Below are 22,532 nucleotides of genomic sequence, written 5' to 3'. Positions count from 1 at the left end.
CTATGTAGAATAATCTCTTCTTTGTAGAAAACCACGATATAACATTGATTTGTAGTGATACGGTGAATTCGCCCTGCCACCAGCCGCTATCTATTCTCAGAGATCAAAATGTACGTCTAATGCTAGGTATATCAGTCAAAAAATATAATACCGGCTTACCTTCTATCTTTGACTCATCACTATTACCAATACAAAAACTAATGCACTAAATGAGTTGATTTCACATCGCTGCACACCCCAAATGTGAGCAGTTACTCTAAATCTAAAGATTCCATGAAGGAATATTGATCTACTCGATATTTTTGGTTGCTCCTCTTTGAGAATTTACGCCACAAGTAGCATAATGAAAATCCTCATCCGACCAGTTTGGCTGCTGTTGTGGATGACTTTATTTATAAAACAAAAAACGCGTAAGGAGTGGTTATGAATTATTTCATTACCGGCGCAACAGGGTTCATCGGATCCCATTTATTGCAACGTATGGCAAAACGTCCTGGAGTATTCTACGTATTGGCGCGTAGCGAATCTTCTGAGAAGAAACTTCAAGATTTAATTGAAAAGCATGCTTTTCCTCAAGATAAGTTTCATACCGTAAGAGGCTCAATTACAGAGTCAAATCTGGGACTTTCTACAGAAAACATCAAACACTTAACAGGCAAGATAACGCACTTTTTCCATCTTGCAGCAGTCTACGATTTAGAAGCAGATGAAAATGATTTAATGCGTGCCAATGTTGAAGGCACAGAAAATGCCCTTCGGCTAGCAGAACGAATTCAAGCAGGCTGTTTCCATCATGTAAGTTCAATTGCCGTAGCAGGTCTATTTCGTGGCTGGTTTAGAGAAGACATGCTAGAGCAAGCAACAGATTTGGAACACCCTTACTTCAAAACTAAACATGACGCTGAAAAGCTGGTTCAAGAAACAGCAACCATCCCTTGGCGAGCATACCGACCGGGTATCGTTATCGGTGATTCAAAAACCGGTGAAGCTGAACGTGTCGATGGTCCTTATTACTTCTTTAAGATTTTGCAAAAACTACGTCGTTCATTACCAGAATGGATGCCGATGCTGGGCCTTGAAGGTGGGCGTTTAAATTTAGTGCCTGTCGATTATGTTGTTGATAGCATCGATCATATTGCCCACAAAGATGAATTAGACGGACAAGCTTTCCATATTGTCGATCCCGACCCTTACCGCGCAGGTGAGGTTATCAATATTTTTGCTGAAGCCGGTCACGCGCCACGTATGGCAATGCGTTTAGATATGCGACTATTCCGCATGATACCAACGCATTTATGGAAAGAGTTAAGCCAGTTACCAGTACTTCGTCGTTTCATGGATGCGTTAAGCCAAGAGATGCAAGTACCGAAAGAAGCATTATGTTTGTTTAATTATCCTACCCAATTCGATTGCCACAACACATTAAAAGCGTTAGAAGACAGCACAATCAATTGCCCTCGTTTAACAGATTACGCACCAAAGATTTGGGATTACTGGGAACGCAACCTTGACCCATCACTTCATATCGATCACACCTTAAAAGGCTGTGTCGAAAATAAAGTGGTTGTACTTACAGGCGCCTCTTCAGGTATTGGTTACACCACGGCATTAAAACTGGCAGACACCAACGCAACATTGGTCTTGATTGCCCGTGATTTAGAACGCCTACAACAAACTCGAAATGATGTTGAAAGCCGAGGTGGACGCGCGTTCATCTATCAGGCGGATCTCAGCAAAGAAGAAGAAAGTAACAAGGTGATGGATGAAATTAAACGCCATCACGGCAACATCGATATTTTGATCAACAACGCAGGTCGTTCAATTCGCCGCTCTGTTATGCATTCAACAGACCGATTGCACGATTATGAACGAACCATGCAAATTAACTACTTTGGCGCGCTACGTTTAATTCTGAGTAGCCTACCAGGTATGGTTGAACAGCAATCAGGGCATATCATCAACTTGTCTTCTGTTGCTGTATTAACAAACCAACCTCGCTTTTCTGCTTATGCAGCCTCTAAATCGGCGTTAGATTCATTTACACGTACAGCAAGTGCTGAATTATGTGGACAAGGGGTTAACTTCACGACCATTAATATGCCGTTAGTGGAAACCCCGATGATCGCCGATCATTATCGTAAAGCAAAAGGTGGCATTCCACTGCTATCGTCAGAGGAAGCCGCTGATTTAATTATCAAAGCAATTATTGAAAAGCCGAAACGTATTGCAAACCGCATCGGTCTTTTTGCCGCGTTAGTTCACGGCGTTTACCCTAAATTAGGTGAACTGGTAATGAATACCGGTTTTAACATGGCACCCGAAACTGATGGGAAAAAACACGACAGCGATCCTAAACAAAATAGTGCTGACGTAATGGCGTTATCCAATCTCATCCGTGAAATACATATGTAAGGACACATTATGCAAGTCTCAGCGATTCATGATTACCAAGAAGATCTCGATACTATTTTACGTTTCTTCAGCGAAGAAGAATTGATTATCGAAAAGTATCAAAAACTCGGTGCGCGTAATGTACGTATCGTAAAAATTGAAGAAACAGAAGACGGTTTCCTTGTGGAGACACAACGAGAAGTGCCAGCGAATGTACCAGGTATGCTAAAAAGCCTGTTAGGTAATTACAACACAATAAAGCAATCTGAAACATGGCACTGGCTAGAAGGTGATCAACTAAAGTGTGAGATGCAAGTTGAGCTTATCGGTGTGCCTGCGGCGATTACTGGTCAAATGCTATTTAGTGAGCCCGCAGCAAAACTAAAAAGTGGCCCTACAACGCGTAATAATGTGGAGATGACCATTAGTTCATCTGTGCCATTCATTGGTAGCACATTAGTTTCGTTCATTTGCGATGACATAAAGCTGCAAATGCAGACAGAATATGAGTTTTTGCTTGAAGCACTGCCTGCGTTATTAACAGAGTAATACGCAAGTTTACAAAACGACTATAGAAATATCGTTGTGCTTATTGACCCTTTCGTTGTTGCCACTAGACCTTTTGGTAACAACGAAATTCTAACTACAACCAAAAACGTCAGACAAGGAAGAAAAATGAAGACTCGAGATCGGATTCTATCAGTCAGTCTTGACCTTTTTAATCGGAATGGTATCTCGCAAGTGAGTACCTTGATCATTGCTACTGAAATGGGAATTAGCCCAGGTAATTTATATTACCATTTTCGCGGTAAAGACGAGATTATTGCGACTTTGATTAATGAATTACAAAATTCAGTATCAACTATCAGTATTGAGTACCCCAAACAAGTTCAAGATTTTGATGATTACTGGCCGTTCATGCATACCGTGATGGCACTCTTTACCCATTATCGTTTCATGTTCAGAAATTTAGATAACTTGAATGGTCAAAACCCACAGATAAAACGTAAAATTCGTACGTTAATTTTAAAATTACGGCAACTCAGTAGCGATATGCTTGCGCATTTAGTTAGCTTAGGAAAGCTGCAATGCGATAATAACAGTCTACCGCTATTATCAGATAACTTACTTTTAGTCAGTTTGAATTGGTTAAACTACCAAACACTATTAGATGATAAATACAGTGAAACGGAACTCATTCGTGCTGGCGTATTACGTTTAATTTCAATGGTAGAACCTTACTTAACTGAATCTGCAAAGTCGCCGTTCTACACACACCAAGATTTATTAGACGAACTGGTTAACTAATTTATTCAGCGCCGTAACGATATGAATCATGTTACGGCGTATCCGCTTTTTATTTATCTGCCCTTATATTTCCACCATTAATTCGTTGATATTTTGACTTGTTAATCGCCTTATTTTTGACGAAACAGCTTTTATTCAAATAAAACGTACAAAACGATAAGAAATCAATTGCGCATTGAATCATTGGAAATATCATAAACAATGATAAATGTATAATTTATATGGTTAAATTTAATAAATATAATGACTTTGTAGAAGAATAATTATTAAATATCTAACCTAAGTATATAAAGATATTCAAAGTAGTCTTCTGGTACAGTTCTTACACGTAATGGATAACCGTGTACGAACCTTTTAAACTCGAGATAATCGATAGTCATATGACAAACCGGAATATAAAAGACACTGAATTCACTACTTATCGAAAATTACAGACTAAACATTACTAACTTAAAGAAAATTTATACTATTCTCATATTTCTAAGGTTCGTTATATCATGTTAAAAAAAGCCATTATTCTTATATCAGTGGGTGTTTCGTTTTGTACTCAAGCGACCCCATTGCTAACAAAAACCGAGCAAGAGCAAGTCAGCTCTGTAAGAGAACAGTTTAATGATACTGCTGAATTACAAAAATTAACGAAAGTTAATAGCAGTATATTCACGTTAACCAACCAGACGAGTCAGTTAAAAGCCTCCATTGTTAACGAAAGAAAAGCCTACCAAGAGTACCAACAAAAACTAAGTAAAGAGATGCTCTCTGGCACAGAAGAAAATACAAATTACTACTTTGAGTCAATGAAAAAGACATCAAATAAGATTAAAACGAACAATGATACAATTCACAAAAATACGGCACTTGTCACTCAATATAACGCGGAACTTGAGAAGCTAAATCACTCTATTCGCCAATCTAAAAACGTGTATAGCGATAAGCTTACAGCCATCAAAAATAGCGTTGTTACCCGTATAAAAACTGAATTTTCAAAACCCCTTCCTATTAAAATAGAAGGTAAGCTGCAATGCTCCCCTTATGAGTCTATTCGTGCCTGCTTTGAAAGCAAACAAACCACAAGTAAGCTTGTTAATGATGCCATTGAATCTCGCTTTGGTCAGATTGATATTACAAGCAGTACCAATCAATTTACGGTCAATTCAGCCAGTATGGACTTTGAAGGGAATGTTGATTACAACGTCAGCTTTAACTTGTTTGTTCAATATAATGAACAAATCAATGCTCAAATCATGAAAGAAGTCGGCATTAACTCATTTGATATCTTGCTTGTAAGCAATAAAGATGCAGTGTTTTACATTGATGGGTTACCAGTAGGAAACGGCAATAATGTCTCAGTAAAAGTATCAAAAGGTAAATACTCGATACTGGCTAAATTTGATGATAAACAAGAATCATCAATTCAAAGTATCACAAGCCCAGTTAGCTTAACGTATAACTTTTCAAGCTAAGCCTATCCCCCTCTTTGACTGAAAAAAAAAGACTGACGTCACTCGCATTACCAGCCAGCTCAATGAGCTGGCTTTTTATTGGCTGGCAATGCATCAACAGAGTGCAATATCAACTTTGGTTTATAAAACGAATCTGGATATATAAACTTAATCAAAAACGTCGGCTAATTGAGCGATAGTAGGTTCTATATCAGTCAGTGCAATATTCCCGAACCCCATGACCACACTTCGCCATTCCCTACTCTCTGTACCGTTGGTATCATTATTATCTCTGTCGCTTTCATAGAAGGTTAGCGGACGTATAATGATACCTATCGATTGTGCTCTCGCGCACCAATCTTGCTCTGAAATCCCTCCATGCCATTTCACCGTTATATGTAACCCTGCAGCTTGACTTATTACTTCTAGTCGTCCAGAAAACGTGCGAGTAATCGCCGCAACCAACGTTTGATGTTTTGCTTGGTATAAACGGCGCATTTTACGAATGTGGCGAAGTAACTCACCTTCAATAATAAAATCGGCTAACGCTGCTTGTGTATGAGTTGGCGAATCGCCCGAGAGTGCATCTTTTATTGTTAGGCAGCGTTCAACAAGGTGCTCTGGCGCTACCAAGTAACCTAAACGTAATCCATTAAACATGACTTTACTGAACGAGCCTATATACAGCACATGACCATCTTTCCCCATCTGCCCGGCTAACCCTTGCAAACTAGTATACGGACGGTGCGCGAATTGAAACTCACTATCGTAATCATCTTCTATAAGCCAACGATTACTCTGACTTGCCCATTCAATCAACTGTAAGCGTTGTTCCGTATTTAAAGTCGTGCCCATCGGATATTGATTACTGGGGGTGACATACAAAGCTTGCGCCTTACTCTTTAACACCGCATCTAAATCGAGCCCTTGATGTTCATGTACTTTTACATTTTCAATAGGAATACCAAATAATTGAAGTACTTTTCTCATTTGAATATACCCAGGATCTTCCATTAACACGGCACTATCTCTACCTAATGCTGCCATAACAGCAATAGACAATGCCTGTTGTGCACCGGAAGTAATAATAATGCGTTCAGGGTTACAACGTACAGAACGGCTGCTGGCCAAATAATCACTCAAGGCTTCTCGAAGCGATAATTCCCCTTGAATGGATTGGTTACCAAGTAGACCGTTTCTTGAAGTATGACGTTGTAAAAAACGTTGCCATTTGGCGTGAGGGAAAGCCGATAAGTCAGGAATTCCAGGAGCAAAAGCACTATTCATATTTAGTGGGTTAACACACAACGGAGCTATCTTGTCGACAGCTATCGTTGACGTTTCGCCTGATTTAAATAAATACTGTTCAGGTAACTTAACAGCCACATAAAACCCTGAGCCTTTTTTACTATTGATGTAGCCTTCCGCCGCTAATTGTTCATACGCAAAAATGACAGTATTACGGCTTACATGCAATTCGACCGCTAATTTTCTGGTTGAAGGGAGCTTTCCACCTTTTGGCCACAAACCTTCAATTATTTTCTCTTGAATCGCATGAAATAATGCTTCCTGACGGCTTAACTTCTTATTAGCCAGAGAAAAACGACTCAAGTTCAAGTCACCGGTATCAATCGGTTGCGAGACTGATGATACGTTCATCGGGGTGTTCAGCAACGACGACTCAGGCATAACTGGATCCATAATAAAGTAATAAGTGGTACTTATTAAGCTACCAGTTAAGCGATAGATTGCCAACAAGACATAATTAAAAGGAGCCGTTATGCTTTCAAGTACCCCACGAACAACAATCAAAAAAGGCAAAATAAAAGCTGTTTACGATACAACAGAATTACATGCAATCATTGATGACAGCTTAATTGCTCATATTGCTATTTTGGAAGATACCGGACCGGTGGTTATTCCTATGTTGGCATGGCGTGTAGAAGAGACGTTATACATTCACGGCGCGAAAAACAGCCGATTACTAAGAAGGCTTAAAGGCGGGCAACAAACCTGTTTAACGTTCACATTGTTCGATGGTTGGGTATTGGCACGCTCTGCATTTCATCACAGTGCACATTATCGTTCTGCCGTGGTATTTGGCACTTTTACAACCATTGATGATAACCAAGAAAAAGATCGTTTACTCAATCACTTTATTGAACAAATTGCTCCGAAGCGTACAGAAACAATCAGACTAAGTAACGATAAAGAACTTAACGCCACAGAGCTTCTTGCTATACCCCTAACTGAAGTGTCAGTTAAAATTGGTAAACACGGTGTAAATGATGATGCCGCCGATCTCGACATTCCCGTTTGGGCTGGTGTTATACCCTATCGCACCGTGATTGGGCCTTTAATCGCGACTTCCGATTTATCAGAAACGATAGCAGAACCTGATTACTCTGCGGCCTATAACGAGCGATGGCATCAAGCTGAGTAATGCCCTAAGCCATGAGTACCTAGCCCATATTTAGCCAGCGAACGAAGCTGGTTAAATAGGCTGATGGTAGATACAGGCAACGATTGCAGCTAACACTTATAATGCAGACAATGCCTCTTTATCGGCACGTGTTAATTTACTCACAACCAGATTATAAGATTTATCGGCTAAGTCTTGCAGCACACTTTCTGATAGCTCACCCGTTAAAGCGATTGTTATCCAATGTTGCTTGTTCATGTGATAGCCAGGAATGATAGAGGCAAACTCATTAACTAAAAAATCACCATCAGCAGGAAGGCACTTTAACGTCATACTGGGAGCGTCATTATGAATGGCAGTCAGTGCAAACATTTTCCCCATCACTTTAAATACATATGCTTCAGGGCCGAAAGGATAACCACCTTGAACCCCTTTTAAGCTAAGCAGGTATTTTTCCAATTGTTCCATTTTCATATGACCTCCTCACCAACACTTGTCAGACATATTTTCTCATTATAATCCACACACTGCATATTGATTCATCTAATTGCATTGCGTTTCATTAAAACCTGCGTCTGACTGCTTAATTATCCAGCATCTTTCCATTTTTTTACATAAACTTGACTTGCACGTATTGGGCATTAAAGGGAACAATGCACTCTTTCCTTTTTTATCCATTTCGACTATTTCATCCTCAAGGAGCAATTGTGGGCAGAGCATTATTATTCATTTTTTCCCTGGTAAGCGTAAGTATCGCCACTTCCGCACATGCCACGACTGCCAAATTAGATCCCAATAACATTCAAACAGCGTCAGTCAGTACTTATGTGACCGATTTAAAATCTGGTAAAACCTTATATAAAAAGAACCAGAACGTGGTAATGCCATTAGCCTCTATTACTAAGCTTATGACAGCAATGGTTACACTCGATGCAAAATTGCCTTTAGATGAGAAAATAACCTTCAAGCCGATTGATAAGAAACGGATGTATAACGGTTACACACGTATTCGTATGGAATCACGATTAAGCCGTGGCGAAACTATACACATTGCACTTATGTCATCTGAAAACTTGGCTGCAGCAGCACTGGCAGGGAACTACCCTGGTGGCTACGACGCATTTATTAAAGCCATGAATGCGAAGGCTAAAGCTTTAGGTATGACCAACACAAGGTTTGTGGATAGTTCAGGCCTCAATCCTAAAAACGTATCAACAGCTTCAGACATTAATAAGATGGCAAAAGCCGCCTATAAATATGCGAAGATCCGTAAATACAGTACAACGCCCGTTCACACCGTTTACTTTACTAAACCAAAATACAAATTGGGTTACACCAATACAAATGTTTTGGCTCGTGGTAAAAAATGGGATGTAGAAATGACTAAGACGGGTTATTTAGACATTGCTGGTCACTGTTTAACAATGATCACCAAGATTGATGGTAAAGAAATTTTAATGGTAATGCTTGACGCGCAAGGCAAGCTCACTCCTATTGGCGATGCTGGTCGCATTAAAAAGTGGCTACAAACTGGTAATAGCGGCAAAATTTCTGATTCAGCGAAAAACTACCAACAAGTAAAATTGGCTGATTTACAAGGCTAAGTCATACTTTATTATGATTCTAAAATGGGTCGTTAAATCGGTTTACAATCCGACTTAACGACCCGTTTTCTATTTTGGTCACTTATCAAATAGCATGATTATAAAACGCATTAACCACGCTTATAATTTAAAATCTTTTCTATATCTAATGCATCTGAGTACTGGCAAAAGTCGTACTGCTCTTGATCGGCGCCATATACCGACATGCGATCGGCAAGTTCATTGCCCTCAACACCAATATGCGCTTTTACGTGTGACACCACTACGCGGTTTTTGATTGTGTCGTAAAGAGCATGAGCTTGCTGAATCAATTCAAGGTTTTTGATATCCCCTGCGACCTTTCGCTTCCAGCCTTTTGTTTTCCAGCTATAGGCCCACAACGTTAAACAATTAATCGCGTACTGAGAATCCGCTAATACCTGAACACGCAGACCTTTCTCAATTTCCTGCTTGGCAATAAGCAACGATTGATGCAGTGCATTTAGCTCTGCCGTGTTGTTTGTACCCATAGGGTTATATAAACCATACCAAAGCTCAGCTAATGCGCCATCGCGATACACAGCTACACCAGAGCCTGATTTACCTGGGTTAGGATCGCACGCGCCATCACAATAGATATTAACTTCAAAGTTGGAAGTTTTAGGCGCAAGAGATGCAGACGGCTTAGACGCTGTCTTTTTAACTGAAGATCTTGGGGTGCTTACACGACCCGATGCAAATGCGGCTTCAGCTTCTTGCTCTGTAGGAAATGACTTATAACGTGCTTGCGGAAATTTATCGACGAGCTTTTTCGTATATGGCCAACTTGTGAAAACACCTGTTTCTCGACCAGCCCAAACAACGTAAAATTTCTTCGCCATACTTTTTCCTATATTGTCTTATTGCCACACTTCTTAGGCGACAATTTATATAGATGTATAGTTACTTAATTCTACGTAATTCACAATGTTAACAAATGCTATCTGACTCTTTCCAGTCTCAACTGCTTAGGATTGACTCAAAACCTACACACCTAGCAGCGGTAAATGCTTAATTTGATGATAACGTAACGACAGTGAAATGCAGTGTGCTAACTCACGAGTTGCAATGTCATCGTCAACGGTAAAAACAATGCCTTTATCATCATCAAAACGGAAAGTATCGTCATATAATTCTTTAAATGTATCGACCAATTTAGTTTTACATTGAAAATACATTGCATATTGATTGGGTGTATGTGATTTCCAATCAATACGAATCGGGCTACCACCATCAACAACAAAGCTGGGTTCGTTAGCATTGATTGTTTCTTGAACTTGCGCTGGCAAATCAATTTTCTTTGATACATCAATCACTAATTGACGCAGTGATAATAACTTGTCACGAATCCCCTCTGGGTAGGATTGGTATTTTTCATCAACCATTAACACGTTTGCATTATTCATCTGATTACCTTTCTTCATTCTTTCGTGCCCTTTGGGCTAGCCCTAGCATTAATCTACATCTAAACGGCGCTAAAACTGCACAGACCAGAATACTTATCTTATAGTTTTTTCGTGACAGTATGGTGTTGATCACACCTTTATCTGGGCAAGATCACGTATTTATTACTTTTTGATAAAGTAATAATCAATTAATACACAAAGTAAATAACTGCATGTAATTTGGCGCCACAAACAGTGATACGTATCAATATGAAAGCACAATCAATACAACTTAAATTAATGCCAAAGAGATAGGATTTTAGGACGGTAGCCTTCGGTTAAAAAGGCTATCAGAAAGAAAGGGGTTAGCTGGCCTTTTTCGTTAATGGCTTAGCTTCTTTATATTTGCCTGTAATATATTCAGACATAAGCTTAATGGCTTCACGCGCTTCGGTTAGCTGATAAAACAATGGGTATACATGAGGCACACCTTTAACGATATTGATCGTTACATCTCCCCCTGCTTCACTCATCTTATTGGCGGTACGAATAGCATCATCCATTAGGACCTCTTCCGTGCCAGCGGTGATAAAAGTCGGTGGCAATCCATGTAAATCGGCATAAAAAGGAGAGACATCAGGCTCACAAGGGTTTTGCAATCCGATGTAGTTATTTCTCATCAACAATAAGCTGCTTAAATCGAAAAAAGGATCATCTTTACTTTTTGTAAACGCAGACTCCCCCGTTACAGCCATATCTGTAACCGGTGACATAAGCACGAGAGCCGCAGGCATTGGCTGCTTTGCTTCACGCAAGCGAATAGCCGTTGTTAATGCAAGATTTCCACCAGCAGAGTCGCCGGCAATGATTATCTGATGCGCTAAATACCCTTGTAACAATAACGCATTATAGACAGCGTAACATTCATCAGCCGCTATCGGGTATGGGGATTCTGGTGCCAAGCTGTAATTAACCATTAAACCGCGCGATTTGGTTGCATTGGATAGTCTGGCTAAGAAAGCATTATGGGTATTGGGGCTATGGAAACAAAAACCGCCACCATGAAAATACAAAATTATTTTATTACCACTGCTTTTAGGCATATCGACCCAATCACAGTTGATGCTAGCAAATTTGGTAGGAGCAACTTCCATTCCTTTAGGCATGCTAATAAGTGCGCCATAGCTATCAATATTCTTAATAAGTTCACGCATTTCTAATGTGGAGTGACAACTCGCAAGGCGCTGGCGCATAACGCGTGATAAGACTTTGTTGAATGCTCTGGTACGCCAACTGTACATAACTACCACCCTTAAATTTTACATTCTTTATTAGTACTTTAGGTCATGAATCTTATAAATAAAAGTTCATCTATAACCTATCGGCTTAATGCATGGCAGTAAACGTTAAGTGACATACGTCGTAATAATATAGATTATTACTGTCCTTTTGCCCTGTCCTAATACATAGAATAGTCACAACCAGCTCACCATTGTTGGCGTGACAACAATATTTAAAACAAAAACTCACAAACAAAAAGAGGTGCGCGTGCATGGCACACGCGCAACCTTAAAAAGCATATAACTAACGTTGTTAGAAAAATCTCTTATAACTCAGTCTATATATGCTATCAGGGCTACATTATTGTCTGGCTTGGCTGGCTTATAACCTCGTAACCCTGTGTAAATTGTAACTATTCTACTTCTGCTAGCTTTTCAACTGCTGATGTTAGTTTGTCGATTTTATCGTCCATACGGTCTAGCTTTTCACGATCAACACCACTTAAGCGATAGAATAAATCATTCATACCAGCTTCAACTTCGTCAGTCGCTTTTTCTGCATTTTTACCAATGCACTCTTTCGCTTGAACTTCAACTTCTTTGCCGCGTTCAACAAGTTCATCAAACGCAGTATTCGTTTTATCGTTAATTTGTTGAGCTTCTTCAAGTGTGCGGCTATATAGACCTAAACCTGCAAGCCAAATATTGCGTGCAACACCTTCGCCACTTTCTACGACATTTTTCGCCGCTTTTGCTACTGTTTTATCAATCATAATAATCTCCTGCGTATAAACGCTGATCTGTATAAGATAATCTCGCTAAGTCTTCTTTGAAGCTCACCATTTCATGCATAAGCTCATCGGTATATAGCGCGTATTAATTCACTTCTACTGGCTTTGTAACAACAGATTGATTGCCAGCAGTAGTTACTGCTTCTGGTTTCTCATTTAATGACTCAGTTTTTGCCAGTTCAGTTTTCACTACGGCAGACTTAGCGTCAGTTTTTGGTTTATCCGCAATAGAATCAGCAACAACAGCTTTAGCTACTACGGTTTCCTGCTTTACTTCAGAATTTGCCACTACTGCTTTTTCTGAAAGTGTTTCTTTTTTTTCTACAGCACTCACTGCTGATTTACGACGCGCAACGCCTGGTTTTTTTCCACGGGTTGCGGGTGTTTTAGCTACTTTCTTTGCTGGCTCTTTCGCTACAGTTTTCTTAACTGCAGATTTGCCTTCTTGTTGACGAACTAATAGCGCTTCAATATTGGCTGTTAGTTGATCAATTTTGTCATCAACACGATCTAAACGTTCATTATCAATACCGATGAAACCTTGCACCATTTGATGCATACGTTCTTCAATAGCGACTGATGTTTGGCTACGTGCTGTATGTACACGTTCTTTTGTATTTGATTCAACTGAACGACCACGCTCAATTAACTCATCAAAAAGGCTTTTGCCTTTGCCTGACAGTTGATTAACTTCATCGGCACTTTTCGCATAAGCACCTAATCCTGCTAACCAAATGTTGTAGACCATGGCATCACGTACAAGCTTTTTCTCTTTGCTTGATTCATCTGCAGTCTGTTTAAAGATGCTCATTGTTGCGCCCTCCGGGATTACTGTTAATTCGACTGTCAGTCAGTGGGTATTGCCTGACTACTTGTAACTAGAATAGGAATTTCAATTAGAATGTTCTTACTAAAACAGTAATTTATCGTGGGCGAGATCAAATATTTGAAGAATAAAGATAAATAATAAGCAGAGAGGTAATAAGTAGAGGGGTAAAGGTAACCGAGCTATTTTAATGAAATAACAGCTCGGTAAATAACAACACTAAAAGGTAATTATTGCGTAATCAGTAACTGATCAAGACGTTTAGAAATACTGTTTTCAATACTTGAAGCAAAAAGGCTAGCAGCAAAGCCTAATTTCAATTGAATGGTGATTTTTCCATGCTGAGAATGAAGAAAACCACGGGCTGACATATGATCAATAATCAAACGGTCATCTTGCCAAGACCATTCGATTCCATACTTATTAGCAAGCTCATCAGCGATTTGTTCTGACATGACGGCAACGTCATCAATATGCAGGTCATGCTCTCGTTCGATTAAAATAGTCACTTTCTTTCCATTTTTTAGTGCAAATACTCTGTTACGTCTTTTTAACATAACGGGATATCAAGTCAATGTCTGTGCTACAGATCGAATAGTCCAAATTTGACTTACTACAGTGAAAAAGAATAGACCAAAATATTACTAAACCACAAAAAAACACACTAACGGCGAAAAACGAGCCGCAATACCTTAGAAAGCACAATCGCTCCTCCTACGGTCAAACGAGCCCCTGCTATCGCTCGTCGATAAGGTCGCTTTTCTGCGGGCGCGATGATACCGCCAACAAGCAAGCCAACCCCCGCTAATTTAATTAACCTATTTTCAGTCCCCGTAATAAGAAGCCCTGCAAATAATAGTACAAATAACCGTTGAAATTGAGTGCACTCAACAGGCAAACCATGCGATTGACGAACAAATTGTTCGCAATTACGATTGAATAAATTATAAGGAGTACCTAAGTATTGTTGAGCATATAAATATGCTTTCTCTGGTTCATCACTGGTAATTGAACTAACCAAAATAGTTCTACCTTCTGAAAACTCATATAACGTATCAAACTGTACTTGCCTACGTTTTTTTGAATTGTGTATTACCCCACCTCTCCCATCAGCCATGCCATAGTGCCAATATGATAAGCAACGAACTTTAAGAATGGTTCCTACTGGATAACGAGTTATCTCCATACCATTTCCTATTAACAGTACTATCAAATACATGACTAAATAATAGCTGATTTTTTCGAAATAATTATCGATCGCACATTTTACAACCCGTTATCTCTCCCCTTAATAACAAGAATATTGTCTCATCACCAAGACTTTGGTTATTGTCATATTCATTCATAAGCAAGACAAATAATTCATGCTATATTTTTATCAATGAAATATTTATGCTTGGTTTTAATGATACTTTTATATCATTAACAAGGTGTATCACATTGATTAGTCGTAGATGGTATTAATATGCAGTGGCTTCTAATATTGTTTTTTACTCTTATTATTTCCGGTTGCCAAGGGCTCCAAAACATTGAGCCGACAAATAGCGCTCTAACAGAAAGTGACAACCTTATTACTATAACCTCTGTTGAACTTAACCAAAACTGCCCTATATCTCATCAGCAGCAAGAAGGTTTTTTTATTGCTACTGGTAAGCAAAACAGCCAGTCTATATATGAACCTTTTAATCTTAAGTATTTAAATAGTCAGACATTTAATAGTACAACAACAATTCCCCCTCATTCCGCACCCGATTTGTGGAACGTAATGGGAGAGTCTTTTTCACTGCCTGTACCTAATAACAAGCGCATTCGATATTACCGAAATTGGTTTGTCGATAACCCCTTACACATTAAAACGGTGTCTAAACGTGCTGAACCTTTTCTATACCTGATGTATGAAGAAATACAGAAACGTGGTTTACCGACAGAAATCGTGCTGCTTCCTTTTATTGAAAGTTCTTTTGATCAGTTTGCCCATTCAAACAAAGGTGCATCAGGGCTTTGGCAAATTACAGCACCTACTGGGAAGTCTTTTGGATTGGAGTATTGGCAAGGTTACGATGGCCGTCGTGATGTGATTGCATCAACCCATGCAGCGTTAGATCTTCTTGAATACTTGCACGATAGATTTAGCGGTAACTGGCTACATGCAATAGCCGCTTATAACACGGGTGAAGCTCGAGTCAGAAATGCCATTAAAAGTAATAAGAAAAAAGGCATCTCAACTGATTTTTGGTATTTAGAATTACCGAAAGAAACACGCTTATATGTACCGAAGTTGCTTGCGATGGCTGATATCGTAAAACATAAACAGGAATACCAGTATCAACTTGATTTTGCGATGATACCAGCCTCACCAGCAGTGACAGAAGTTATCGTGAACAATCGTGTTCGTTTAAAGAAAATAGCGAAACATGCTGATATATCCAGTAAACAACTTTATGCGCTAAACCCTGGGTATACAGCAGGCTACACGCTTAAAAATAGAGACAACATTGTATTATTACCAAAAAATAATATTGAAACTTTTTATAACAATATCGACAGCCGCCTTTATGTTAGACACAAATATTTCATTCATAAAATAAGAGTTGGTGAGTCGTTAAGCGAATTAGCACATAACAACAACACGACTGTATCAAGAATTAAGCAAGCCAATGAGATGTCAAATTCATTTATAATTGCAGGACAGCGGTTGTTAATTCCTCTCATTGATTAAATATGCAACACACCCAAGTCACCTCAAGGTTGGGTACATATTATTACTGTATATTTTCTTTTTTCACTACAGCAACAAGACTATTTTGTTCAGTTAAAGGCTCTACAATTTCTAGAACATTCACTGATTTCTGTCCATTAACATCGCTGTAATTCAGCCCTTTCACACTCAAATCTACGCCTTCAAAAGCAACGTTCACTGCTTGTTCCAATTTAGCCAGCACACTTAAGTCGGCCTGATTATGGGATAGTGATAAACCAATGATAATTCCCATGAATGTACAGGCAGGGGCAATTAAACTTCTAATAGCCATTAGAGTACTAAGTGAAATAATTGAGATAATAGTCGCTATGTAAACATTACTGCCACCTACACCACTAAAAAAAGCGATATAGACAGCAAGACCTTGAAGCAGCATCCCTATAAAAAGCACAAAAAGTTTCATATTGTAAAACCTATATATCTTATTTGAGTTAATTATAGGCAGACACATTTACAAAAGAATAATTTACTTACAGTGAAATAACTGACTTAGTGCTCACGACTCACTCTAAGGTAAATAGTTCATGATAAACGTGTTTTTACCAGGTATCACGTTGCATAAATGTTACGTGAACGGTACCTTAGCACTTTGCTCTTCACTTATCGGCTGTACATGAAATCTTTACCTTGGAACGCATGGCTACTTGCTTTGGTTCAACCCTTTGTATTATCTGTTGGGGCACTCAATGTGTTTCTTGGTGGTCTTGTTGGGGCAAATTTACATCCTAACCCTGAACTCTCCACACTTCCTGTTACTGCGCTCATCATTGGTGTTTCCTTAAATATTTTTCCAGCGGCTAAAATTCAACATACCTTTGGTCGAAAAAAAGCGTTTATTACTGCCGCCGTTATCAGTAGTTGCGTCGCTTTTGCTGCGGGGTTTGCAATCGAACAGGAATCCTTTTGGGGGTTTACTTTATGTACTTTCCTTCTTGGCACTCAATTGTCTTATGTGGGGCAATACCGTTTTGCTGCCATAGAAAGCTGTGACAATGCGAGTCAGCACCCTACTGTTATTAGTATTGTACTGGTTGGGGGCATAGCAGCTGCAATCGTAGGGCCCGAGTTACTTAACATAGGGCAACTCATCCCACTTCATATGTCTGAATATGCCAACGCTTACAATGCACTAGCCGTTATCGAATGTATTGGCGCAATGATTTTATTTATTGCAATGAAGCCCATCGTTATAAAAGAAAGCAGTGATGCTGATGGAATAGCTCGTCCTTTATCTGCAATATTAAAGCAACCTTTACTGTGGCTTGCTATTGGTTCAGGTTTAACGGCTTACGCTGTGATGGCATTTTTGATGACAGCAACCCCCTTAGCAATGCAGCACCATGGTCATAATATTCAAAGTGCAAAATGGGTTATTCAAAGTCATGTTATGGCGATGTATTTACCATCACTCATTACCCCACTATTGATTAAATACCTTGGCATTTACCGACTGATCTATGTTGGATGTATCGCAATGATTACCTGCATTGTTACAGGATTGCTAGGTCAGAGTGTGCATAGTTATTGGTGGGCATTGGTATTATTGGGTGTAGGCTGGAATTTCTTGTTTATTAGTGGCACAACATTATTGCCTAAAACATATCAAGCTAATGAACGATTTAAAGTACAAGCTATTAATGACTTTTCAATAACAGCGTTTCAAGCTACAGGCTCTCTAGGTGCCGGTATGGTTTTATTTACTCAAAGCTGGAGCTGGATGTTGCTTGCTTCTATTTTCCCTGTTGTCACATTGTTTTTGCTAAGTGTGATTGTGAAGAAAAAATAGTACCTGTTGATTATTATAAACGCAAAAACCTATCCTCTGCTTATTACAGTATACTCAGAGGATCATAAGCCATTATTCAGTTTTACTTGCTTACTGAATCTTCTGACTTGAAATATTTATGGTCTAAATCTAAGTCTTTGGCTTGTTTTTCATGTAGCGCTTCAATTAATTTTTTGTTGAGCGCAGCAAAGTATATATCTTCTTCTGCTTTACCCTTCAAGCGCATTCGTTCGGTAAAATCAACCATACGTGCTACCTCCAGTACCTACACTTACTATTAGTGTATGAGGTAAACAATGACATGTCGTATTAACTGAAGAAAAGTAGATCTAGAACAATCTAGGGCGTGTTGACGTTTTCAAACTCTAGCCTGTGAATTCTGAAAACGTCAACATGCCCTAGAGTTCACTCGCTGATTACAGTCATATTCTAGCGGTTGCTCTAAAAAAACAGTCAACGCCATAAAAACTTACAAATAAAAAGTAAGGCATTGAAATATAAAAACAAACAAAACCAAAAAGAACAGGAACATGCTGTGATATAGCGTTATTACTGTATTGTAAAAAACTTGTTGTACATTTTACGAACAGAAATAAGAATTTTTTATGAACCTTGCTTTGTAAGCAACAATATGGCGATGTTTTACCCTATAATAAATTCAAGATGAAATTTAATCGTTTCATCATAATACTGTAACATTAAGGAGTGTCTATGCAGCATCAAGAAATGATTGTTCCAACTAACCTAGGTCTTATCTCTCGAATTTCACTTATCGCAACAGTATTTATGGTTATCGGCTTAAGCATGATGTAATCCATCACTTTTAATCCCTACACTGTAAAAAATGAAATTCTAACGATGTAGTATGTCAGCTTACGATTCTGCTTTAATTTAATAATTAACCAGGTTGTAGCATGACATTCTCATCGTAATATTCTAATTAATTAGCTTCAACATCTAACATTAGATCATTATTCGATGTCGCTTTCTCTCGTAAATATATAGAGAAGGTTGACCCTTTACCTAATTCAGATTGCACTTCAATTTCACCGCCAATTTCGCTAATAATACCTTGGCTAACAGACAGACCTAACCCTGTTCCACTTCTACGCGTCGTAAAAAATGGATTAAAAATTCTCTTAAGATTTTCTTTACTGATACCGCAGCCATGATCGGTAACACGCACCACCGCCCCTAATACTTCTCCACTTTGATCAATCCAATCTTCTGTTTTGACTTTCAATAAGCCTTTGTCGTCCATTGCATGAACGCCATTCATTTGTAGATTAATTAATACTTGTAAGAGTTGGTGTCGATTCGCTTCAATACAACACTTGGCATCTAGCTGAGCTTCAACCTTCACATCATAAGACTTGGTACCAGAACGCACTAAAGTTAAGCTTTCTTCAACAATGAGATTTACATGATGCCACGTAATTTCATCTTGTACGCCACCTTGACGGCTGTACTGCAAAAGACTTCGAGTAATATTTCGGATCCGGTCTATTTGCTCATGAATTGCATCTAATTCTTCTTTAACGCGCAGGGTATCATCACCGAGTTCCAATTGTAACAACTCAACGTTGCCTAAAATAACAGCTGTAGGGTTATTGATTTCATGCGCTATTCCCGCCGTTAACTCACCGAGGGCTGCTAGTTTTTCACTTGCCACCAGCTTAATTTTCGCCTGATTCAACAATTTGATATGTTGTTCTAGCTCTTCTGTTTTTTCATGTAAGCTACGAGTTCTAATTTGCACTTTATCTTCGAGTTCAAGAGATGCTTTTTTAATGTCTTCATTACGTTGGTGAAGCTGATCGAGCATTGAATCAAACTGTTGGCCAAGAATCTGTAACTCGTGATTTTTAAACAGTTCTAAGGAACCAATACGGCGATCAAGTCCAATCTGTACCGCTTTGACTACGTTATGAATTCTTTCTATTGGCCGGAATAAATCACGCGATCCACGATAAACAATCACACCTGAGAGTAATAGAACAATGACAATACCAATACCTAACTCAATAATATTGGTCAAAAATGTTTTTAATAATGGCCACTCAAGATAACCCGTATACAGCATACCTATCACGTTACCATCATGGTCATGCAGTGGCTCGTAAGAAGAAACGTACCAGTCATCGTAAACAAATGCTCGCCCTACCCAATTCTCGCCCGCAATGAGTACTTGTTGCTTAACTTCATCAGATACACGTGTACCAATCGCACGCCCAAAACGAGCTTCACTATCAAGCGGAACATTCGTACTAACACGAAGATCATCCATAAATAGCGTAACTGTCCCAATACTTCCCAAAGGTAATGTATCTGCGGCGTAAACCAAATCACGGATACGGTCGACAAGTAAGGTGCTGTTATTTAAAAGTATACCGCCATCAACAATCCATTGAAGTTGATTTTTTTCATTAAAAATTGGAATGAGGCTTCGGCTAATTAAGCCTCTTGACTCAAATTCACTTTCTTTTATTAACGGTATTTCTGCATTTGCAGGAAGATTAGGGTTAAGGTTTTCTAATGCTTGCCCATCCAATACTTGAAAGAACGTTTGTTCTTTGCCCTTCAGTAATAATCGACGATTTACTTTTGAAAATTCACCCAATGCAGAAGCGGGATGCAGTACAACAAAATCCAACTCATAATTTGACGTTTGAGTACTTACCCAATCACTTAACTTTGCTTCATCTGTTCGCAATAATGTCTGAAAATCATAAGACGATGACAACGACATTAGGCGCATTCGTTGTTCTTTTTGTAGTAACTCCATACTATGGTGTGCAACAGCGAGATCGGCTCTTACATTCATTAATGCATTTTGCCATGTATACGTCACAGTCCAATACATAGTCAGTGCAATCAAAGCAAGCAATGTAATTATTATGGGTACAGATGTAAGCACCAATAAACGATAGCGCACCATCGTTCTAAAACGACGCACCCATTTCATTACTAAGTGTTTTAATTTCATAAGACTTCTTCGTCAATCCATTCTTTATATTTACGTTCTAATGTCTTACGTGCAACACCAAGCTGACGAGCAGCGGCTGATTTATTTCCGTCATGCGAATCAACAACCTGCATGATATGCGCCTTTTCAACCTCTTTTAATGTCCAATTGGTTGGGTAACAAAATTGGTCACCTTCTGCGTCATAAATTGAGGAGCATCGACAATCACTGCTTACATTATTGATTATTTCATCACCAATAACCTCTGGCGTCGCATTTACAGATCTTGGCAAGGGATCAGTATCACCTTGAAGATCTCGCCAATATTCCGCTGGTGGCTTACCCAGTAAAATACACCGTTCCATCATATTACGAAGTTCTCGAATATTACCTGGCCAGTCATATGCTTGCATGGCTTTAATATCTTCATGCGTCCAGTTAATGGTCTTCATACCCAAATCTTTGGCTAGTTGTTGGGTAAAATGATGTGTCAGAGAAGGAATGTCTTCCACTCTATCCCGCAAGGCGGGTAAGTCGACCGTCAATACGTTTAATCGGTAATATAAATCACGACGGAAACGCCCTTCGTCCACTTCCTCTTTCAGGTTTCGGTTGGTTGCCGCGATGATCCTTACATCAACTTGCACCTCACGCTCTGCACCTACAGGTCGAATCGCTTTTTGCTCTAAGGCGCGTAATAAAGACGATTGCATTGAAAGGGGCATTTCACCAATTTCATCAAGGAAAAGCGTTCCCCCATTCGCCACACGGAATAAGCCTTCTCGCCCTTTTTTGGCACCAGTAAAAGCCCCTGAAACATGGCCAAACAACTCACTTTCTAATAAATCAGGCGCTATCGCACCACAGTTTAGCGGTACAAAAGGACCCGTTCGTTTACTTAATTGATGTAATGCACGTGCCACTAATTCCTTACCCGTACCAGATTCACCTTCGACGAGAACAGCTGCAATAGAGGGAGCAACCTGTGCGATCAATTTCTTCATCTGTTGGGTTTTTACCGCGTCACCAATAATATCGACGGGGAATGTACGTTCAACATCTCGCTGAAGAGCAAAATTCTGTCGCTCTACTAGGCGACGTTCAATACAACGGCTAACTGATTGCATCATTTGTTCTAAATTGAATGGCTTCAAAATAAAATCAGAGGCACCTGCACGTAGCGCTTTAATCGCGGTATCTAAATCGGCATACCCTGTCATGAAGATCACATCACTGCGGCGGGTTGATGGGTCCAAAGCCTCGTGCCACTCAATGCCTGAGCGTCCGGGTAAATTAATATCTACAATTAATAAATCAAAATGACAGCGTTTACGGAGTTCTTCTGCTTCTTCAATACTGCCAGCGGTATCAACCTGAGCAAATTTTTTACTTAATGCTTTTTTTAAAATAGCACGCATACCCGGTTCATCATCAACAACCAGTACAGATACAGCAGCCCAAGAGAGAGAAGAAGCAAATTCAGACATAAAATAAACAACAGCAATGATTTAATAGTTGCGACATTTTGTCTCATCGAGGTCAACAAAGTCAAA

General features: G+C 39.2%; 21 protein-coding genes. 8 read left to right on the top strand and 13 right to left on the bottom strand.

Annotated features, from left to right (window positions below):
• Positions 1-423: 423 nt before the first annotated feature.
• The 4 genes from C9J48_RS22450 to C9J48_RS22435 all read left to right on the top strand — a co-directional run bounded on the left by C9J48_RS22450 (position 424) and on the right by C9J48_RS22435 (position 5,162).
• A complete protein-coding gene (locus tag C9J48_RS22450; protein WP_006231830.1) occupies positions 424-2,412 on the top strand; it encodes an SDR family oxidoreductase in 1,989 nt (662 codons plus the stop codon).
• Positions 2,413-2,421: 9 nt separating this feature from the next.
• Positions 2,422-2,940, top strand: coding sequence for a DUF2505 domain-containing protein (locus tag C9J48_RS22445; RefSeq protein ID WP_006231828.1), 519 nt, complete (start codon positions 2,422-2,424; stop codon positions 2,938-2,940).
• Positions 2,941-3,066: 126 nt separating this feature from the next.
• On the top strand, positions 3,067-3,699 hold the full coding sequence (locus tag C9J48_RS22440; protein WP_006231827.1) for a TetR/AcrR family transcriptional regulator: 633 nt from the start codon (positions 3,067-3,069) through the stop codon (positions 3,697-3,699).
• A 497-nt stretch (positions 3,700-4,196) separates the two neighbouring features.
• On the top strand, positions 4,197-5,162 hold the full coding sequence (locus tag C9J48_RS22435; RefSeq protein ID WP_006231826.1) for a hypothetical protein: 966 nt from the start codon (positions 4,197-4,199) through the stop codon (positions 5,160-5,162).
• A gap of 147 nt (positions 5,163-5,309) precedes the next feature.
• Here the strand turns inward: C9J48_RS22435 and pdxR are convergent, their stop codons facing one another.
• On the bottom strand, positions 5,310-6,830 hold the full coding sequence (pdxR, locus tag C9J48_RS22430) for a MocR-like pyridoxine biosynthesis transcription factor PdxR (protein WP_006231825.1): 1,521 nt from the start codon (positions 6,828-6,830) through the stop codon (positions 5,310-5,312).
• Between the two features lie 91 nt (positions 6,831-6,921).
• Here pdxR and C9J48_RS22425 point away from each other — a divergent pair, with 91 nt between their 5' ends.
• A complete protein-coding gene (locus C9J48_RS22425; RefSeq protein WP_006231824.1) occupies positions 6,922-7,584 on the top strand; it encodes a pyridoxamine 5'-phosphate oxidase family protein in 663 nt (220 codons plus the stop codon).
• 96 nt (positions 7,585-7,680) lie between these two features.
• Here C9J48_RS22425 and C9J48_RS22420 read toward each other — a convergent pair whose 3' ends face one another.
• Positions 7,681-8,037, bottom strand: coding sequence for an MmcQ/YjbR family DNA-binding protein (locus C9J48_RS22420; protein WP_006231823.1), 357 nt, complete (start codon positions 8,035-8,037; stop codon positions 7,681-7,683).
• Between the two features lie 233 nt (positions 8,038-8,270).
• On the opposite strand from C9J48_RS22420, the gene pbpG reads away from it, so the two are divergent.
• Positions 8,271-9,167 carry a D-alanyl-D-alanine endopeptidase gene (gene pbpG / locus C9J48_RS22415; RefSeq protein WP_006231822.1) on the top strand — a complete coding sequence of 299 codons (897 nt, stop codon included), beginning with the start codon at positions 8,271-8,273 and terminating at the stop codon, positions 9,165-9,167.
• Between the two features lie 110 nt (positions 9,168-9,277).
• Here the strand turns inward: pbpG and C9J48_RS22410 are convergent, their stop codons facing one another.
• From C9J48_RS22410 to C9J48_RS22380, 7 genes are all read right to left on the bottom strand, one after another.
• A complete protein-coding gene (locus tag C9J48_RS22410; protein WP_006231821.1) occupies positions 9,278-10,027 on the bottom strand; it encodes a ribonuclease H family protein in 750 nt (249 codons plus the stop codon).
• Between the two features lie 144 nt (positions 10,028-10,171).
• Positions 10,172-10,591, bottom strand: a complete 420-nt coding sequence (locus C9J48_RS22405; protein WP_036803666.1) for a DUF1801 domain-containing protein — start codon at positions 10,589-10,591, stop codon at positions 10,172-10,174.
• A gap of 344 nt (positions 10,592-10,935) precedes the next feature.
• A complete protein-coding gene (locus tag C9J48_RS22400) occupies positions 10,936-11,871 on the bottom strand; it encodes an alpha/beta hydrolase (RefSeq protein WP_006231819.1) in 936 nt (311 codons plus the stop codon).
• 392 nt (positions 11,872-12,263) lie between these two features.
• On the bottom strand, positions 12,264-12,623 hold the full coding sequence (locus tag C9J48_RS22395) for a phasin family protein (RefSeq protein ID WP_006231818.1): 360 nt from the start codon (positions 12,621-12,623) through the stop codon (positions 12,264-12,266).
• A 103-nt stretch (positions 12,624-12,726) separates the two neighbouring features.
• Entirely contained in the window at positions 12,727-13,452 is a 726-nt protein-coding gene (locus C9J48_RS22390) for a phasin-related domain-containing protein (RefSeq protein WP_006231817.1), read from the bottom strand.
• Positions 13,453-13,697: 245 nt separating this feature from the next.
• On the bottom strand, positions 13,698-13,976 hold the full coding sequence (locus C9J48_RS22385) for a polyhydroxyalkanoic acid system family protein (protein WP_006231816.1): 279 nt from the start codon (positions 13,974-13,976) through the stop codon (positions 13,698-13,700).
• A gap of 155 nt (positions 13,977-14,131) precedes the next feature.
• Positions 14,132-14,653: a lecithin retinol acyltransferase family protein gene (locus C9J48_RS22380; protein WP_006231815.1), complete on the bottom strand. Its 522-nt coding sequence runs from the start codon at positions 14,651-14,653 to the stop codon at positions 14,132-14,134.
• A gap of 279 nt (positions 14,654-14,932) precedes the next feature.
• On the opposite strand from C9J48_RS22380, the gene C9J48_RS22375 reads away from it, so the two are divergent.
• Complete coding sequence (locus tag C9J48_RS22375) at positions 14,933-16,186, top strand: transglycosylase SLT domain-containing protein (protein ID WP_006231814.1); 1,254 nt, start codon at positions 14,933-14,935, stop codon at positions 16,184-16,186.
• 43 nt (positions 16,187-16,229) lie between these two features.
• Here the strand turns inward: C9J48_RS22375 and C9J48_RS22370 are convergent, their stop codons facing one another.
• On the bottom strand, positions 16,230-16,631 hold the full coding sequence (locus C9J48_RS22370) for a hypothetical protein (protein WP_006231813.1): 402 nt from the start codon (positions 16,629-16,631) through the stop codon (positions 16,230-16,232).
• Positions 16,632-16,841: 210 nt separating this feature from the next.
• Between C9J48_RS22370 and C9J48_RS22365 the strand changes: the two genes are divergently transcribed.
• Positions 16,842-18,014: an MFS transporter gene (locus C9J48_RS22365; RefSeq protein ID WP_006231812.1), complete on the top strand. Its 1,173-nt coding sequence runs from the start codon at positions 16,842-16,844 to the stop codon at positions 18,012-18,014.
• Positions 18,015-18,096: 82 nt separating this feature from the next.
• Here C9J48_RS22365 and C9J48_RS28010 read toward each other — a convergent pair whose 3' ends face one another.
• The 3 genes from C9J48_RS28010 to C9J48_RS22355 all read right to left on the bottom strand — a co-directional run bounded on the left by C9J48_RS28010 (position 18,097) and on the right by C9J48_RS22355 (position 22,466).
• Entirely contained in the window at positions 18,097-18,261 is a 165-nt protein-coding gene (locus C9J48_RS28010; protein ID WP_006231811.1) for a hypothetical protein, read from the bottom strand.
• A 693-nt stretch (positions 18,262-18,954) separates the two neighbouring features.
• On the bottom strand, positions 18,955-21,000 hold the full coding sequence (locus C9J48_RS22360) for a sensor histidine kinase (RefSeq protein WP_006231808.1): 2,046 nt from the start codon (positions 20,998-21,000) through the stop codon (positions 18,955-18,957).
• The gene (locus tag C9J48_RS22355) at positions 20,997-22,466 is read right to left on the bottom strand and encodes a sigma-54-dependent transcriptional regulator (protein ID WP_006231807.1); all 1,470 of its coding nucleotides are present in this window, start codon (positions 22,464-22,466) and stop codon (positions 20,997-20,999) included. The genes C9J48_RS22360 and C9J48_RS22355 overlap by 4 nt, the downstream gene beginning before the upstream one ends.
• Between the last annotated feature and the right edge of the window lie 66 nt (positions 22,467-22,532).

It is taken from the genome of Photobacterium profundum, from assembly GCF_003026285.1.
Classification (GTDB): Bacteria; Pseudomonadota; Gammaproteobacteria; order Enterobacterales; family Vibrionaceae; genus Photobacterium; species Photobacterium profundum.
The sequence above is the reverse complement of the archived record's forward strand: the minus strand, read 5'-3'. Positions and strand labels throughout refer to the sequence as shown.

Coding starts and splice junctions, on each gene's coding strand:
- C9J48_RS22450 (WP_006231830.1), top strand. CDS start 424: ATGAATTATTTCATTACCGGCGCAACAGGGTTCATCGGATCCCATTTA.
- C9J48_RS22445 (WP_006231828.1), top strand. CDS start 2,422: ATGCAAGTCTCAGCGATTCATGATTACCAAGAAGATCTCGATACTATT.
- C9J48_RS22440 (WP_006231827.1), top strand. CDS start 3,067: ATGAAGACTCGAGATCGGATTCTATCAGTCAGTCTTGACCTTTTTAAT.
- C9J48_RS22435 (WP_006231826.1), top strand. CDS start 4,197: ATGTTAAAAAAAGCCATTATTCTTATATCAGTGGGTGTTTCGTTTTGT.
- pdxR (WP_006231825.1), bottom strand. CDS start 6,830: ATGCCTGAGTCGTCGTTGCTGAACACCCCGATGAACGTATCATCAGTC.
- C9J48_RS22425 (WP_006231824.1), top strand. CDS start 6,922: ATGCTTTCAAGTACCCCACGAACAACAATCAAAAAAGGCAAAATAAAA.
- C9J48_RS22420 (WP_006231823.1), bottom strand. CDS start 8,037: ATGAAAATGGAACAATTGGAAAAATACCTGCTTAGCTTAAAAGGGGTT.
- C9J48_RS22410 (WP_006231821.1), bottom strand. CDS start 10,027: ATGGCGAAGAAATTTTACGTTGTTTGGGCTGGTCGAGAAACAGGTGTT.
- C9J48_RS22405 (WP_036803666.1), bottom strand. CDS start 10,591: ATGAATAATGCAAACGTGTTAATGGTTGATGAAAAATACCAATCCTAC.
- C9J48_RS22400 (WP_006231819.1), bottom strand. CDS start 11,871: ATGTACAGTTGGCGTACCAGAGCATTCAACAAAGTCTTATCACGCGTT.
- C9J48_RS22395 (WP_006231818.1), bottom strand. CDS start 12,623: ATGATTGATAAAACAGTAGCAAAAGCGGCGAAAAATGTCGTAGAAAGT.
- C9J48_RS22390 (WP_006231817.1), bottom strand. CDS start 13,452: ATGAGCATCTTTAAACAGACTGCAGATGAATCAAGCAAAGAGAAAAAG.
- C9J48_RS22380 (WP_006231815.1), bottom strand. CDS start 14,653: ATGGAGATAACTCGTTATCCAGTAGGAACCATTCTTAAAGTTCGTTGC.
- C9J48_RS22375 (WP_006231814.1), top strand. CDS start 14,933: ATGCAGTGGCTTCTAATATTGTTTTTTACTCTTATTATTTCCGGTTGC.
- C9J48_RS22370 (WP_006231813.1), bottom strand. CDS start 16,631: ATGAAACTTTTTGTGCTTTTTATAGGGATGCTGCTTCAAGGTCTTGCT.
- C9J48_RS22365 (WP_006231812.1), top strand. CDS start 16,842: ATGAAATCTTTACCTTGGAACGCATGGCTACTTGCTTTGGTTCAACCC.
- C9J48_RS28010 (WP_006231811.1), bottom strand. CDS start 18,261: ATGGTTGATTTTACCGAACGAATGCGCTTGAAGGGTAAAGCAGAAGAA.
- C9J48_RS22360 (WP_006231808.1), bottom strand. CDS start 21,000: ATGAAATTAAAACACTTAGTAATGAAATGGGTGCGTCGTTTTAGAACG.
- C9J48_RS22355 (WP_006231807.1), bottom strand. CDS start 22,466: ATGTCTGAATTTGCTTCTTCTCTCTCTTGGGCTGCTGTATCTGTACTG.